The sequence below is a fragment of the Pseudomonas sp. NFR09 genome (assembly GCF_900111535.1).
Lineage (GTDB): Bacteria > Pseudomonadota > Gammaproteobacteria > Pseudomonadales > Pseudomonadaceae > Aquipseudomonas > Aquipseudomonas extremorientalis.
Window position 1 is genome coordinate 171,739 of record NZ_FOIH01000009.1, and the last position, 14,279, is coordinate 186,017.

The window sequence follows — 14,279 nt, forward strand, 5'->3', positions numbered from 1 at the left end:
GTGCCTACTCAAATCAAGCATTTCGGGGTATTGCAAGGGCGATGGCATTTCTGCAGCAAACGCTTGTCCTAGACACGTGCAGGTTTTTCAAACGGCCAGCAGAGAAATTTCCTACTTGCCTCAAAGGCTTGGGTTGCTCCGGTCGGCAGGGCGCACCGGGGCGAATTGCCGCGCCGGGCTGCGCATCACCGGCACTCTTGCTAGAGTGGTCCTGCACCTGATCAATGAATGCTTGTCAATTGAAGGGGATAAACATGGCAATCGATATCGGTATCAGTGAAGAAGATCGTAAATCCATCGTCGACGGGCTTTCGCGACTGCTTTCCGATACCTATGTTCTGTATCTGAAAACCCACAACTTCCATTGGAACGTCACGGGCCCCATGTTCCGCACGCTGCACTTGATGTTCGAAGAGCAGTACAACGAACTGGCCCTGGCCGTGGACTCCATTGCCGAGCGTATCCGTGCCCTGGGGTTTGCTGCGCCGGGTGCCTACTCCATCTATGCCCGTCTTTCTTCCATCAAGGAAGAAGAGGGCGTGCCCAGTGCTGAAGAGATGATCAAGCAGTTGGTGGCTGGCCAGGAAGCGGTCACCCGCACCGCGCGCGGTATCTTCCCGCTGCTCGACAAGGTCAGCGATGAGCCGACGGCCGACCTGCTGACCCAGCGTATGCAGGTGCATGAGAAAACCGCGTGGATGCTGCGGTCCCTGCTTGAAAATCAGTAAACGCTGACCTTGAGTGGCGCCGCCCTGGCGCCGCTCGCTTGTTTCCGCGCATTTCCTGGCGTTGTCCTACGTCGATCAACTCCGCGTCTTCTGGCTGCCTGCCGCTCCCTGCTGTTTTTATAGGGCATTGCCCAATGGGACGACCCATGGGCGGTTGTTTGGCAATGGAGTGTCAGGTGTATGTCACGCGGAGTCGGTAATGGAGTGATGGAAACCGGTGGTTTCCATAAGATAAAGATCGACCCTTTTGCAAAAGGGTTCGATATGGGGCTGGCCAAGCCGCTGTCCCGGTCGGTGAGGCTCAATGGTTTTTCCACGTGCCTGCGGCTGGAGCAGATCTATTGGAATATCCTCACGGAAATCGCCAGGATCAATGCCTGTTCAGTCAGTGCGTTGCTGTCTTATGTCGATCGGGAAGTACACTTGCGTTATGGCGGTGTGAAGAACTTCAGTGGGTTGGTCAGGGTGGTGTGCGTGGTTCATGTCCTCAAAGGGCGTTTTGACCCTGCGTGCTCACCGGGATAGCCACCGGGCTTCGGGGCCGGCCCTCCATCATGGCGGGCAGGGCCCTGGGCAGAATGCCGGCTGCGCTGCCTCGATTTACCAGATATAATCCCGCGCTTTGCTACGCATGCTGCGGACCCGTAGGGCAGGCGTGGCGCAGTAACGTTCTGATCGCCGAGACATCGCCATGCCCATGTACGACTACCAATGTGCTTCCTGCGGTCATCAGCTGGAAGCCATTCAGAAGATCAGCGCAGCGCCGTTGGTCGATTGCCCAGCCTGCCAGGCGCCTGAGCTCAAGAAGATGTTGTCCATGCCGGGCTTTCGCTTGAGCGGCAACGGCTGGTACGAGACCGACTTCAAGACCGGCTCGAAGAAGAACCTGGCCGGCGGCGACAAAGCAGACTGAGTTGAACTCTACGCGCAGGCTCCTGCATTATCCGTCCCCTGCTTTAATGTACGGTGACGAGGCAGGCCTCCACCGAATTTCGAATTACGAGAAGTGAAACCACTACCATGATGCGCAGCCACTATTGCGGCCAACTGAACGAGACCCTGGAAGGTCAGGAAATCACCCTTTGCGGATGGGTTCACCGTCGCCGCGACCACGGCGGGGTGATCTTCCTCGATATCCGTGATCGTGATGGTCTGGCCCAGGTGGTGTTCGACCCGGATCGCGCCGAAAGCTTCGCCGCCGCCGACCGCGTGCGCAGCGAATACGTCGTGAAGATCACCGGCAAGGTTCGCCTGCGTCCGGCGGGTGCCGTGAACAAGAACATGGCGTCCGGCGGCATCGAAGTGCTGGGCTATGAGCTGGAAGTACTGAACGAGTCGGAAACCCCGCCGTTCCCACTCAACGAATACTCTGACGTGGGCGAAGAAACCCGCCTGCGCTATCGCTTCCTGGACCTGCGTCGTCCGGAAATGGCCGAGAAGCTGCGCCTGCGTTCGCGCATGACCACCAGCATCCGTCGTTTCCTCGACGAAAACGGCTTCCTCGATGTCGAAACCCCGATCCTGACCCGGGCCACCCCGGAAGGCGCGCGCGACTACTTGGTACCTAGCCGTACCCACGCCGGTTCGTTCTTCGCCCTGCCGCAATCGCCGCAGCTGTTCAAGCAACTGCTGATGGTCGCCGGCTTCGACCGCTACTACCAGATCGCCAAGTGCTTCCGCGACGAAGACCTGCGCGCTGACCGCCAGCCTGAATTCACCCAGATCGACATCGAGACCAGCTTCCTCGATGAAAAAGAGATCATGGGCCTGACCGAACAGATGATCCGCAACCTGTTTAAGGAAGTGCTGGGCCTGGAATTCGGCGACTTCCCGCACATGACCTTCGAAGAAGCCATGCGCCGCTACGGTTCCGACAAGCCAGACCTGCGTAACCCGCTGGAACTGGTGGACGTGGCTGACCAACTCAAAGAAGTCGACTTCAAGGTGTTCAGCGGCCCGGCCAACGACCCTAAATGCCGCATCGCCGCCCTGCGCGTGCCTGGCGGCGCGAGCATGCCGCGCAAGCAGATCGACGACTACACCAAGTTCGTTGGCATCTACGGTGCCAAGGGCCTGGCGTATATCAAGGTCAACGAGCGCGCCAATGGCGTTGACGGCCTGCAATCGCCGATCGTGAAGAACATTCCGCTGGACAACCTGAACGCGATCCTCGATCGCGTCGGCGCAGTCGACGGCGATATCGTGTTCTTCGGCGCCGACAAGGCCAAGATCGTCAGCGAAGCCTTGGGCGCGCTGCGCATCAAGCTGGGTCACGACTTGAACCTGCTGACCTGCGAATGGGCCCCGATGTGGGTCGTTGACTTCCCGATGTTCGAAGAAAACGACGACGGTAGCTTCAGCGCCTTGCACCACCCGTTCACCGCGCCGAAATGCTCGCCGGCCGAACTGGAAGCCAACCCGGCTGGCGCGCTGTCCCGCGCGTATGACATGGTATTGAACGGTACCGAGCTGGGTGGCGGTTCGATCCGTATCCACCGCAAGGAAATGCAGCAAGCGGTGTTCCGCCTGTTGGGCATCAACGAAGCGGAACAGGAAGAGAAGTTCGGCTTCCTGCTCGACGCCCTGAAATACGGTGCGCCGCCCCATGGTGGCCTGGCGTTCGGCCTGGATCGCCTGGTGATGCTGATGACCGGCGCCCAGTCGATCCGTGAAGTGATCGCCTTCCCGAAAACCCAGAGCGCTGCGGACGTCATGACCCAGGCGCCAGGTGTGGTGGATGCCAAGGCATTGCGCGAGCTGCACATCCGTCTGCGCGAGACGCCGAAGGCTGAGTAAGGCTGCTGCGTGAAAGCGCACTGAGGTTTACGCAGTCAAAAAAGGCGCATCTTCGGATGCGCCTTTGCGTTACAAGGGTTGCATTCCGCCTGGGGCGGAATTGATAAGGTTTCTAGAGAATTTTTGGAGTTGTGTTATGGCTGGCCATTCCAAGTGGGCGAACATCAAGCACCGCAAAGAGCGTCAGGATGCCAAGAAAGGCAAGATTTTCACTAAATGGATCCGCGAGCTGACCGTCGCGGCCCGCCAGGGTGGGGGTGATCCAGGCTCCAACCCGCGTCTGCGCTTGGCGCTGGACAAGGCCCTTGGCGCGAACATGAGTCGCGACATCATCGACCGCGCCGTGGCCCGCGGTGCCGGCGCTGCCGATACCGACGACATGGTCGAGCTGAGCTACGAAGGCTATGGCCCGGGTGGCGTGGCCGTGATGGTCGAGTGCATGACCGACAACCGCAACCGTACTGCCGCCGCTGTGCGTCATGCATTCAGCAAATGTGGTGGCAACCTTGGCACTGACGGTTCGGTGGCCTACCTGTTCGAGCGCAAGGGGCAGATTACCTTCGCGCCGGGCACCGATGAAGATGCGCTGATGGAAGCGGCGATGGAGGCGGATGCCGACGACGTGGTGACCAACGAAGACGGTTCCATCGACGTGTTCACTTCGTTCGCCAGCTTCTATGCGGTGCGCAATGCCCTGGAAGCGGCCGGTTTCAAAGGTACCGACGCGGAAATCGTGATGCTGCCGACCACCAGCGCCGAGCTGGACCTGGACGGTGCGCAGAAAGTGCTGAAGATGCTGGATATGCTCGAAGACCTGGATGATGTGCAGAACGTGTATTCCAACGCCGACATCCCTGAGTCTGTAGCCGAACAGCTAGGCTGAAGGACGATGTAGATCAAAAAGTGGGAGGGGGCTTGCCCCCGATGACAGTGTGTCAGTTACGTATAAATCGACTGATTCACCGCTATCGGGGGCAAGCCCCCTCCCACATAGGGTCTTCTCTGTGTCAAAAAATGTGCTTACCCAACCCGCAGGCGTTATGACTTTAATCCTAGGTATCGACCCCGGTTCGCGCATCACCGGTTTTGGCGTGGTGCAACAGACCCCGCGTGGCTGCGTGTACGTGGCTTCGGGCTGCATCCGCACCGGCGCGGGCGAGTTGGCCGAGCGCCTGCAGATCGTTTATCGCGGCGTGCGTGAGGTGATCCAGACCTACGGGCCGGTGACCATGGGTATCGAAAAGGTGTTCATGGCAAAGAATGCCGACTCCGCGTTGAAGCTTGGCCAGGCCCGTGGCGCCGCCATCGTTGCCGGCGCCGAGGAGGGCATGGAAATCGCCGAGTACACCGCCACCCAGGTCAAACAGGCCGTGGTCGGCACCGGCGCGGCGAACAAAGAGCAGGTGCAGATGATGGTCATGCATATGCTCAAGCTCACTTCAAAACCGCAGATCGACGCCTCGGACGCCCTGGCTATTGCCATTTGCCATGCGCACACTCGCTCAAGCTTACTGCCTCACGGCCTGGGCACGGCACGCAGTCGTGGCGGGCGCCTGCGTCTCTGATAGCATCAGCGCAATCGTTATTTCCGGTCGGGCCCTGCTCTGACCCTAGCTTTAAGGATCTGAACCGTGATTGGACGCTTGCGCGGCACTCTGGCTGAGAAACAGCCGCCACACCTGATTCTGGATGTAAATGGGTTGGGGTATGAGCTGGAAGTGCCCATGACCACCTTGTATCGCCTCCCGTCGGTCGGTGAGCCGATTACGCTGCATACTCACTTGGTGGTACGTGAAGATGCGCAATTGCTCTATGGTTTCATTGGCAAGCGTGACCGTGACTTCTTCCGTGAGCTCATCCGCCTGAATGGCGTAGGGCCGAAACTGGCCCTGGCGTTGATGTCGAGCCTGGAAGTGGATGAGCTGGTGCGTGCCGTTTCGGCCCAGGACACCTCGGCGCTGACCAAGGTGCCAGGCGTCGGCAAGAAGACCGCCGAGCGCCTGCTGGTGGAACTCAAGGACCGCTTCAAGGCCTGGGAGGTCGTACCGAGCATGTTCGCCCTTGTACCGAACCAGCCGGACATGCCGGCCGGCCAGGTGGCGAGCGCCGAAAGCGATGCGGTCAGCGCGCTGATTTCCCTGGGTTACAAACCCCAGGAAGCCAGCAAGGCCGTATCGGCCATCAAGGACAAGAACCTGAGCAGTGAAGACATGATCCGCCGCGCCCTGAAGGGAATGATTTAAGTGATTGAAGCTGATCGTCTGATTGCAGCCACCGGCCCGCGCGACCGTGAAGAGGTCCAGGACCGCGCCATCCGCCCCCTGAGCCTGGCCGAATACATTGGCCAGCCCACCGTGCGCGAGCAGATGGAATTGTTCATCCAGGCTGCGCGTGGGCGCAGTGAGTCCCTGGACCACACGCTGATCTTCGGCCCACCGGGCCTGGGCAAGACCACCCTGGCCAACATCATTGCCCAGGAAATGGGCGTATCGATCAAGTCCACCTCCGGCCCGGTGCTGGAACGTCCGGGTGACCTGGCGGCGTTGCTGACCAACCTTGAACCGCACGATGTGCTGTTTATCGACGAGATCCATCGGTTATCCCCGATCGTCGAAGAAGTGTTGTACCCGGCCATGGAAGACTTCCAGCTCGACATCATGATCGGCGAAGGCCCGGCCGCCCGCTCGATCAAGCTCGACCTGCCGCCGTTCACGCTGGTCGGCGCTACAACCCGCGCAGGGATGCTGACCAACCCACTGCGAGACCGTTTCGGCATTGTTCAACGTCTAGAGTTCTATAGCACGGCTGATCTGGCGACCATTGTCAGCCGTTCGGCGAGCATTCTCGGCTTGCCGCTGGACCCGGAAGGCGCGTTTGAAATCGCCCGTCGGGCCCGCGGCACGCCGCGGATCGCCAACCGCCTGCTGCGACGCGTGCGAGACTTTGCCGAGGTGCGGGCCAAGGGGCACATCACCAAGGCCGTGGCCGACCTGGCCTTGAACCTGCTGGACGTGGATGAGCACGGCTTCGATCACCAGGATCGACGTCTGCTCCTGACCATGATCGAGAAGTTCGACGGTGGCCCGGTGGGCGTCGACAGCCTGGCGGCGGCCATCAGTGAAGAGCGCCACACCATTGAGGATGTGTTGGAACCGTACCTGATCCAGCAGGGCTACATCATGCGCACGCCAAGGGGCAGGGTGGTGACGCGTCACGCCTATCTGCACTTTGGGTTAAACATTCCGTCACGATTGGGCGAGATGCCCGTAGTAGACGAATTCCTCGATGCAGTGGACGATTAAAAACCTATAGCCAGTCGATTTATCCGAGGTTTGTGCTGTCCTAGTGGCTGGTGTCGTCATTCAGTCGTTAGAAATGTTTCAGACAATGAAAAAACAGTTGCCCAGCCGGATTGGCAACCTGAGGAGTAAGCACTAGAGTATGCGCGCGCAAAACGGGGATCAGTCGTTCGCACATCGCTGTCGCGTTTATTACGAGGACACCGATGCCGGCGGCATCGTGTATTACGTCAATTACCTCAAGTTCATGGAGCGGGCTCGAACCGAGCGGCTACGGGAGCTGGGCTTTGCCCAGTCCGAGCTGGCAGGGGAGGACCTGTTATTCGTCGTGCACTCCAGCGAGGCGCGGTATCACGCGCCGGCGCGGCTGGACGACGAATTGTTGGTCAGCGCTGAAGTAATCGAATTGAACCGTGTCAGCCTGCGTTTCAAGCAGCAGGTCAGGCGGGCAACGGATGCAACGCTGCTCTGTGAGGGGCAGTTCCTGGTGGCCTGTGTGCGCACCAATAGCTTGAAACCCCGGGCCATTCCCGAAGCTCTATGTGCGGCCTTTGCCGACGTAAGCGGCGCGGGTAAACAATCAAAGCAGGAGATTTAGCGTGGAACCTACCGTCGTCGACCATTCCTCCATGTGGAGCCTGGTCAGCAATGCCAGTGTTGTGGTTCAACTGGTCATGCTGACCCTGGTAGCCGCATCGGTTACCTCTTGGGTCATGATTTTTCAGCGCAGCAACCTGCTGCGTGCCGGTCGACGTGCCCTGGAGAGCTTTGAAGAGCGCTTCTGGTCGGGTATCGACCTGTCCAAGCTGTACCGCCAGGCCGGCAGCAACCCGGACCCGGACTCGGGCGTCGAGCAGATCTTCCGCGCCGGCTTCAAGGAATTCTCCCGTCTGCGCCAGCAGCCAGGCGTTGACCCGGAAGCGGTGATGGAAGGTGTGGCCCGTGCCATGCGCGTGGCCATTTCCCGCGAAGAAGAAAAGCTTGAGCAAAGCCTGCCGTTCCTCGCCACCGTCGGCTCCGTGAGCCCGTACATCGGTCTGTTCGGTACCGTGTGGGGGATCATGAACTCCTTCCGTGGCCTGGCCCAGGCCCAGCAAGCGACACTGGCCACCGTGGCGCCGGGTATCGCCGAGGCCCTGATCGCCACCGCGATCGGCCTGTTTGCCGCTATCCCCGCAGTAATCGCCTACAACCGCTTCGCTGCTACCAGCGAAACGTTGATCGGTCGTTACTACACCTTCGCCGACGAGTTCCAGGCGATCCTGCACCGTAAAGTGCACACCAGCGAAGAATAAGCAGGTAATTCCCAATGGCTTTAATCGCTCGAGCTCGCAAAAAGCGCAAGCCGGTCGCCGAGATGAACGTAGTGCCTTACATCGACGTGATGCTGGTGCTGCTGGTTATCTTCATGGTGACCGCGCCGATGCTCAACCAGGGCGTGAAGGTTGATTTGCCCAAGGTTTCCAGTGAAGCCTTGCCGCAAGACAACAACACTCAAGTCCTGACCATTTCGATCAAGGCTGACAAGACCTATTACTGGAACCTTGGCAGCGAAGTCGACACGCAGAAGCAGCAAGACAAGGCGCTCACCTTGCCTGCGATGACCGATGCAGTGACCAAGATCATTCGCTCCGGCAACGAAGGCGGCAAGCACACCCAGGTGTTCATCCGTGGCGACAAATCGGTCGACTACGGCTCCGTCATGGGCGCCATGGGCGGGCTGCAGAAGGCCGGCGTGGGTAACGTTGGCTTGATTACCGAGGCGCCCTGATGCAGCAACAGCGAGAGCCGTCCGCCTCGGAAAGCTACTTCTGGCCTAGCGTCTGGGCGATTGCGCTGCATGTCCTGGTGTTTGGCATGCTGTTCGTCAGCTTCGCCATGACCCCGGACCTGCCGCCAGCCAAGCCGATCGTGCAGGCGACCCTGTATCAGCTGAAGTCGAAAAGCCAGGCCACCACCCAGACCAATCAGAAGATTGCGGGTGAAGCCCAGAAGTCGGCTGCGCGCCAGACTGAAGTCGAACAGATGGAACAGAAGAAGGTCGAGCAGGAAGCGGTGAAGGCGGCTGCGGAACAAAAGAAAGAAGAGGCGGCTCAAAAGGCCGAGGAATCGAAAAAGGCTGACGAAGCCAAGAAGGCTGACGAGGCGAAAAAGGCTGATGAAGCCAAGAAAGCCGAGAAAGCTGCCGAAGCGAAAAAGGCCGAAGAGAAACAATTGGCTGATATAGCCAAGAAGAAATCTGAAGAAGAAGCCAAGAAGGCTGCCGAAGAAGAGGCCAAGAAAAAGGCCGCTGAAGACGCCAAGAAGAAAATAGTCGAAGACGCGAAGAAAAAAGCCGCCGAAGACGCCAAGAAAAAAGCTGAAGCAGACGAGGCGAAGAAAAAAGTCGCCGACGACGCGAAGAAGAAAGCTGCCGCCGACGCCCAGAAGAAAAAGGCCCAGGAAGCAGCGCGCAAATCCGCCGAAGAGAAGAAGGCCCAGGCCTTGGCAGATTTGCTCTCCGACACGCCGCAGCGTCAGCAAGCCTTGGCCGATGAACGTGGTGATGAAGTCGCGGGCAGTTTCGACGATCTGATTCGGGCACGGGCAGCGGAAGGCTGGACACGTCCACCTTCGGCGCGCAAAGGCATGACAGTAGTGCTGCAGATCGGCATGTTGCCGGACGGTACGGTGACTTCGGTCAGCGTGGCCAAGTCCAGTGGTGACGGTTCGTTCGACAGTTCGGCGGTTGCCGCAGTCAAGAACATTGGCCGGTTGACCGAGATGCAGGGAATGAAACCAAGCGACTTCGCTCCCTATCGTTCATTCAAGATGACATTCACACCTGAGGATCTAGCCTTGTGAGAAACCTTCTTCGAGGAATGCTTGTCGTTATTTGCTGTATGGCAGGGATAGCGGCGGCGGATGAAAAGAACATCCTGGTTACCAGCGGTAGTGATCGGGCCACTCCGATCGCGGTAGTACCGTTCGGCTGGCAGGGCGGCAGCGTGCTGCCGGACGACATGGCCCAGATTGTCAGTGATGACCTGCGCAACTCCGGCTATTACGCACCGATTCCGAAAGGCAACATGATCAGCCAGCCTACCCAGGCCAGCGAAGTCATCTTCCGTGACTGGAAAGCAGTGGGCGCGCAGTACCTGATGGTCGGCAATATCACGCCGGCCGGTGGTCGTCTGCAAATCACCTACGCCTTGTTCAACGTGGCGACCGAGCAGCAGGTCTTGACCGGCAGCGTCTCGGGCACGGCCGAGCAGATCCGCGACATGGCCCACTACATCTCGGACCAGTCGTTCGAAAAACTCACCGGTATCAAGGGGGCTTTCTCGACGCGTCTTCTGTATGTAACGGCTGAGCGTTTCTCCGTAGACAACACTCGTTACACCTTGCAGCGTTCGGACTACGACGGTGCTCGCGCTGTGACCTTGCTGCAATCCCGTGAGCCAATCCTGTCGCCGCGTTTCGCGCCGGACGGCAAGCGTATTGCCTACGTGTCTTTCGAGCAGAAGCGTCCGCGTATCTTCGTCCAGCACATTGATACTGGCCGTCGTGAGCAGATCACCAACTTCGAAGGCCTCAACGGTGCGCCGGCTTGGTCACCGGATGGTTCGCGCCTGGCGTTCGTGCTGTCTAAAGACGGCAACCCGGACATCTACGTGATGAACATGGCTTCACGCCAGATCACTCGCGCAACCAGCGGCCCAGGTATCAATACCGAACCGTTCTGGGGCAAGGATGGTTCGACCATCTACTTCACCTCTGACCGTGGCGGCAAGCCACAGGTCTATAAGGCGAATGTGAATGGTGGTGGTGCAGAGCGCGTTACTTTTATCGGTAACTACAACGCCAACCCTAAGCTTTCGGCTGATGAAAAGACGTTGGTGATGATTCACCGTCAGGATGGTTTCACTAATTTCCGGGTTGCGGCCCAGGATTTGCAGCGCGGAACCGTAAAAATCCTTACAGATACCAACCTTGATGAGTCAGCCACTGTTGCGCCCAACGGCACCATGGTAATCTACGCCACCCGCCAGCAGGGCCGGGGAGTCTTGATGCTCGTGTCCATTAATGGACGCGTAAGGCTCCCGCTTCCTACCGCACAAGGCGAAGTCAGAGAACCATCCTGGTCCCCTTACCTGAACTGACGCGGCGCTACAAAAAGATTTGCTTAACACACTGGGGTTCATTAGGAGTTTCACGATGGAAATGCTGAAGTTTGGTAAGTTTGCTGCTCTGGCTCTGGCTCTGTCCGTAGCCGTTGGTTGCTCGTCTAAAGGCGGCGACAATGCCGGTGAAGGCGCAGCTGTTGATCCAAACGCTGGTTACGGCGCTAACACTGGTGCGGTTGACGGCTCCCTGAGCGAAGAAGCTGCTCTGCGCGCTATCACCACTTTCTACTTCGAATACGACAGTTCGGACCTGAAACCAGAAGCCATGCGCGCTCTGGACGTTCACGCGAAGGACCTGAAAGCTAACGGCGCTCGCGTTGTTCTGGAAGGTAACACTGACGAACGTGGTACTCGTGAGTACAACATGGCACTGGGCGAGCGTCGTGCGAAAGCCGTTCAGCGCTACCTGGTACTGCAAGGTGTTGCTCCAGGCCAACTGGAACTGGTTTCCTACGGTAAAGAGCGTCCAGTTGCTACTGGCCACGACGAGCAGTCCTGGGCTCAAAACCGTCGCGTCGAACTGCGTAAGTAATTCGTCATGCGAACGTGCCGTCGTGCTCTGACTGTATTGGCTCTCAGCCTCGCACCGCTTGCGGTGTGGGCTGCGGTTCCTGTGGAAGATAGCAACTCTGGCTATAACAATAGCGGGAGCAGTTATCCGCCAGCGGGTTATGGCACGAACGGCGCCTATGCGGGGGGAGCGGCTACGTCCGCTCCCTCGGCACAGGGCGAACTGTTCAACCAATTGCAACGCATGCAGGATCAAATCGCGCAGCAGCAAGGCGCTATTGAGGTACTGCAAAACCAGGTGAACCAGCTCAAGCAAGAAGGCCTGGAGCGTTACAAGGATCTTGATCAACGTATTGGAGCCGGCGTTCAACCTGCCGCAACTCCTGATAATTCTCCTGCCGGTGGCGCGCCTAGCGCTGCTGCCGGTGCAGCAGCAGGGGCGGCTGCCAGCCAAGCCCCTGCCGCGAGCAGCGAACCGGGTGATCCGGCGAAGGAAAAGCTGTATTACGATGCAGCCTTCGACCTGATCAAAGCCAAGGATTTCGACAAGGCCAGCCAGGCCTTTACCGCTTTCCTGCGTAAATACCCGAACAGCCAATATGCGGGCAACGCCCAATACTGGTTAGGTGAAGTCAACCTGGCAAAGGGTGACCTACAGGGCGCGGGCCAGGCATTTGCCAAGGTCAGCCAGCTGTACCCCAAGCACGCCAAGGTGCCGGACTCGCTGTACAAACTCGCTGACGTAGAACGCCGCCTGGGTCATACCGACAAGGTCAAAGGCATTCTGCAACAGGTGGTGGCCCAGTATCCCGGGACTTCCGCTGCCCAGTTGGCCCAACGGGACTTGCAGCGCTTGTAAGCGATGTTTGCCCGTTTAGAAGAAACCCGCGCCTGGCGCGGGTTTTTTCGTTAGAATCCACGCCCTTTTATGAAACACGCTTTTTGGGGTCTACGCGTTGGCGGGGTCCCTCAAAGTGCCTGACGGAGGCGGACAGCCTGTTTAGCTGTTACGCCCGTGGCGACTATGCAAGACACATTACGTATTACCGAAGTTTTTTACTCGTTGCAGGGTGAAACGCGGACGGCCGGCCTGCCCACAGTATTTGTGCGCCTGACCGGTTGCCCCTTGCGTTGCCAGTACTGCGACAGCGCCTACGCCTTCAGTGGTGGCACGGTGCGCACCCTCGATGACATCCTGGAGCAGGTTGCCGGCTACAAGCCGCGCTACGTTTGTGTGACCGGCGGTGAGCCGCTGGCCCAGCCAAATGCCATCCCATTGCTCAAGCAGCTGTGTGACGCCGGTTACGAGGTCTCCCTGGAAACCAGTGGCGCCTTGGATATCTCTGCAGTTGACCCCCGCGTAAGCCGGGTAGTCGACCTCAAGACCCCCGATTCCAAGGAATCGCATCGCAACCGCTACGAGAACATCGAGCTGTTGACGGCCAACGACCAGGTCAAGTTCGTCATCTGTTCGCGTGACGACTACGACTGGGCGAACTCCAAGCTGATTCAATACGGGCTGGACCGCCGTGCAGGCGAAGTGCTGTTCTCACCAAGCCACCATGACCTGAATGCACGTGACCTCGCCGATTGGGTGGTTGCGGACAATCTGCCGGTGCGCCTGCAATTGCAGTTGCATAAATACCTTTGGAACGACGAGCCAGGACGCTGATATGACTGAACACACCATGGATCAAAAACGCGCGGTAATCCTGCTGTCCGGCGGCCTCGACTCCGCCACGGTGGTTGCCATGGCGCAGGCGCAAGGCTACAGCTGCTACACCATGAGCTTCGACTACGGCCAGCGTCACCGTGCCGAGTTGAACGCTGCGGCCCGCGTCGCCCGCGACATGGGCGTGGTCGAACACAAGGTGATTGGCCTGAACCTCAACGGCATCGGCGGCTCAGCACTGACCGACAGCAGCATCGATGTGCCAGAAACCCCCGGTGAAGGCATCCCGGTGACCTACGTGCCGGCACGTAACACGGTGTTCCTGTCCCTGGCGCTTGGCTGGGCAGAGGTACTTCACGCTCGCGACATTTTCATCGGCGTCAACGCGGTGGATTATTCAGGTTACCCTGACTGCCGTCCGGAGTTCGTCGAGTCGTTCGAACGCATGGCCAACCTGGCGACAAAGGCCGGTGTAGAAGGGCAGGGCTTCCGTATCCTGGCGCCGCTGCAAAACCTGAGCAAGGCTGACATCGTGAAGGCAGGCGTAGGACTTGGCGTCGATTATTCGCTGACTGTTTCCTGCTATCAGGCAGACGATGACGGCCGTGCTTGTGGGAAATGCGACAGCTGCAGACTGCGTGCAGAAGGCTTCCAAGCCGCCGGAATTACTGACCCAACGCGTTATTTCTGATTTATTTCAAATAAGGTGTTGAATAATCCTTAGAAATCAGTATTATACGCGCCACCACACAGCGGGTCGTTAGCTCAGTTGGTAGAGCAGTTGGCTTTTAACCAATTGGTCGTAGGTTCGAATCCCACACGACCCACCATTTTTGGCGGTTTAGAAAATCCGGAAGGCCCACGCAAGTGAGGATTTCCGGGTTTTTTTTTGCCTGCCTGAAAACCCGACAGCCCCAGGCCAACGAAAAGCCTGGGGCTTTTTTGCGTCTGCGCGAGGCTGACGCTATCGCCGAAACCCGTGGGTCACAATCGGGTTTCAAGGTCATTACTGGAAACGAAAAAACAGGCAAAGTCTTTGAAATGCATAGAATTGTCCGACAATCCTGCGCATGAAAAACTCTTCATAAACCGGCCGCTCGAACGTTGG

At 58.6% G+C, this 14,279-nt stretch carries 17 protein-coding genes and 1 tRNA gene; all 18 read left to right on the forward strand.

The annotated features are described in order from the left end of the window. The first annotated feature begins 254 nt into the window (after positions 1 to 254). The 18 genes from BMX59_RS20590 to BMX59_RS20675 all read left to right on the forward strand — a co-directional run bounded on the left by BMX59_RS20590 (position 255) and on the right by BMX59_RS20675 (position 14,001). Positions 255 to 728, forward strand: a complete 474-nt coding sequence (locus BMX59_RS20590; RefSeq protein ID WP_071489389.1) for a Dps family protein — start codon at positions 255 to 257, stop codon at positions 726 to 728. A gap of 180 nt (positions 729 to 908) precedes the next feature. Then, positions 909 to 1,253, forward strand: coding sequence for a ribbon-helix-helix domain-containing protein (locus tag BMX59_RS20595; protein WP_092246880.1), 345 nt, complete (start codon positions 909 to 911; stop codon positions 1,251 to 1,253). A 166-nt stretch (positions 1,254 to 1,419) separates the two neighbouring features. Next, a complete protein-coding gene (locus BMX59_RS20600; RefSeq protein WP_003209804.1) occupies positions 1,420 to 1,641 on the forward strand; it encodes an FmdB family zinc ribbon protein in 222 nt (73 codons plus the stop codon). 107 nt (positions 1,642 to 1,748) lie between these two features. Beyond that, a complete protein-coding gene (gene aspS / locus BMX59_RS20605; RefSeq protein ID WP_071489391.1) occupies positions 1,749 to 3,524 on the forward strand; it encodes an aspartate--tRNA ligase in 1,776 nt (591 codons plus the stop codon). A gap of 136 nt (positions 3,525 to 3,660) precedes the next feature. Then, positions 3,661 to 4,407 (forward strand): YebC/PmpR family DNA-binding transcriptional regulator, encoded by a 747-nt coding sequence (locus BMX59_RS20610; RefSeq protein ID WP_071489392.1) that lies wholly within the window; start codon positions 3,661 to 3,663, stop codon positions 4,405 to 4,407. 157 nt (positions 4,408 to 4,564) lie between these two features. Beyond that, positions 4,565 to 5,089, forward strand: coding sequence for a crossover junction endodeoxyribonuclease RuvC (ruvC, locus tag BMX59_RS20615; protein ID WP_016975450.1), 525 nt, complete (start codon positions 4,565 to 4,567; stop codon positions 5,087 to 5,089). A gap of 66 nt (positions 5,090 to 5,155) precedes the next feature. After that, positions 5,156 to 5,767, forward strand: a complete 612-nt coding sequence (gene ruvA, locus BMX59_RS20620) for a Holliday junction branch migration protein RuvA (RefSeq protein ID WP_003175802.1) — start codon at positions 5,156 to 5,158, stop codon at positions 5,765 to 5,767. Then, on the forward strand, positions 5,768 to 6,826 hold the full coding sequence (gene ruvB, locus BMX59_RS20625; protein ID WP_003193867.1) for a Holliday junction branch migration DNA helicase RuvB: 1,059 nt from the start codon (positions 5,768 to 5,770) through the stop codon (positions 6,824 to 6,826). Positions 6,827 to 6,965: 139 nt separating this feature from the next. Further along, entirely contained in the window at positions 6,966 to 7,421 is a 456-nt protein-coding gene (ybgC, locus tag BMX59_RS20630; RefSeq protein WP_093125237.1) for a tol-pal system-associated acyl-CoA thioesterase, read from the forward strand. A gap of 1 nt (position 7,422) precedes the next feature. After that, positions 7,423 to 8,118 carry a protein TolQ gene (tolQ, locus tag BMX59_RS20635; protein WP_015885609.1) on the forward strand — a complete coding sequence of 232 codons (696 nt, stop codon included), beginning with the start codon at positions 7,423 to 7,425 and terminating at the stop codon, positions 8,116 to 8,118. A 23-nt stretch (positions 8,119 to 8,141) separates the two neighbouring features. Next, a complete protein-coding gene (gene tolR / locus BMX59_RS20640; RefSeq protein ID WP_161793227.1) occupies positions 8,142 to 8,594 on the forward strand; it encodes a protein TolR in 453 nt (150 codons plus the stop codon). Next, positions 8,594 to 9,667 carry a cell envelope integrity protein TolA gene (tolA, locus tag BMX59_RS20645; protein ID WP_034109149.1) on the forward strand — a complete coding sequence of 358 codons (1,074 nt, stop codon included), beginning with the start codon at positions 8,594 to 8,596 and terminating at the stop codon, positions 9,665 to 9,667. The genes tolR and tolA overlap by 1 nt, the downstream gene beginning before the upstream one ends. A 17-nt stretch (positions 9,668 to 9,684) precedes the next feature. Beyond that, positions 9,685 to 10,965: a Tol-Pal system beta propeller repeat protein TolB gene (gene tolB / locus BMX59_RS20650; RefSeq protein WP_071489395.1), complete on the forward strand. Its 1,281-nt coding sequence runs from the start codon at positions 9,685 to 9,687 to the stop codon at positions 10,963 to 10,965. Between the two features lie 55 nt (positions 10,966 to 11,020). Then, positions 11,021 to 11,521, forward strand: a complete 501-nt coding sequence (pal, locus tag BMX59_RS20655) for a peptidoglycan-associated lipoprotein Pal (protein ID WP_003209827.1) — start codon at positions 11,021 to 11,023, stop codon at positions 11,519 to 11,521. Positions 11,522 to 11,527: 6 nt separating this feature from the next. Beyond that, entirely contained in the window at positions 11,528 to 12,358 is an 831-nt protein-coding gene (ybgF, locus tag BMX59_RS20660) for a tol-pal system protein YbgF (protein WP_071489396.1), read from the forward strand. Positions 12,359 to 12,523: 165 nt separating this feature from the next. Beyond that, complete coding sequence (queE, locus tag BMX59_RS20665; RefSeq protein WP_058423265.1) at positions 12,524 to 13,171, forward strand: 7-carboxy-7-deazaguanine synthase QueE; 648 nt, start codon at positions 12,524 to 12,526, stop codon at positions 13,169 to 13,171. A gap of 16 nt (positions 13,172 to 13,187) precedes the next feature. Then, positions 13,188 to 13,862, forward strand: coding sequence for a 7-cyano-7-deazaguanine synthase QueC (gene queC / locus BMX59_RS20670; RefSeq protein ID WP_071489524.1), 675 nt, complete (start codon positions 13,188 to 13,190; stop codon positions 13,860 to 13,862). 63 nt (positions 13,863 to 13,925) lie between these two features. Then, positions 13,926 to 14,001, forward strand: a tRNA-Lys gene (locus BMX59_RS20675). Positions 14,002 to 14,279 lie beyond the last annotated feature (278 nt).

What these genes read in the sequence shown, in the direction of transcription:
- queE (WP_058423265.1), top strand. Translation starts at nt 12,524, where the DNA reads ATGCAAGACACATTACGTATTACCGAAGTTTTTTACTCGTTGCAGGGT.
- aspS (WP_071489391.1), top strand. Translation starts at nt 1,749, where the DNA reads ATGATGCGCAGCCACTATTGCGGCCAACTGAACGAGACCCTGGAAGGT.
- tolB (WP_071489395.1), top strand. Translation starts at nt 9,685, where the DNA reads ATGCTTGTCGTTATTTGCTGTATGGCAGGGATAGCGGCGGCGGATGAA.
- ybgF (WP_071489396.1), top strand. Translation starts at nt 11,528, where the DNA reads ATGCGAACGTGCCGTCGTGCTCTGACTGTATTGGCTCTCAGCCTCGCA.
- tolA (WP_034109149.1), top strand. Translation starts at nt 8,594, where the DNA reads ATGCAGCAACAGCGAGAGCCGTCCGCCTCGGAAAGCTACTTCTGGCCT.
- pal (WP_003209827.1), top strand. Translation starts at nt 11,021, where the DNA reads ATGGAAATGCTGAAGTTTGGTAAGTTTGCTGCTCTGGCTCTGGCTCTG.
- ruvC (WP_016975450.1), top strand. Translation starts at nt 4,565, where the DNA reads ATGACTTTAATCCTAGGTATCGACCCCGGTTCGCGCATCACCGGTTTT.
- BMX59_RS20590 (WP_071489389.1), top strand. Translation starts at nt 255, where the DNA reads ATGGCAATCGATATCGGTATCAGTGAAGAAGATCGTAAATCCATCGTC.
- ybgC (WP_093125237.1), top strand. Translation starts at nt 6,966, where the DNA reads ATGCGCGCGCAAAACGGGGATCAGTCGTTCGCACATCGCTGTCGCGTT.
- BMX59_RS20600 (WP_003209804.1), top strand. Translation starts at nt 1,420, where the DNA reads ATGCCCATGTACGACTACCAATGTGCTTCCTGCGGTCATCAGCTGGAA.
- BMX59_RS20610 (WP_071489392.1), top strand. Translation starts at nt 3,661, where the DNA reads ATGGCTGGCCATTCCAAGTGGGCGAACATCAAGCACCGCAAAGAGCGT.
- queC (WP_071489524.1), top strand. Translation starts at nt 13,188, where the DNA reads ATGGATCAAAAACGCGCGGTAATCCTGCTGTCCGGCGGCCTCGACTCC.
- BMX59_RS20595 (WP_092246880.1), top strand. Translation starts at nt 909, where the DNA reads ATGTCACGCGGAGTCGGTAATGGAGTGATGGAAACCGGTGGTTTCCAT.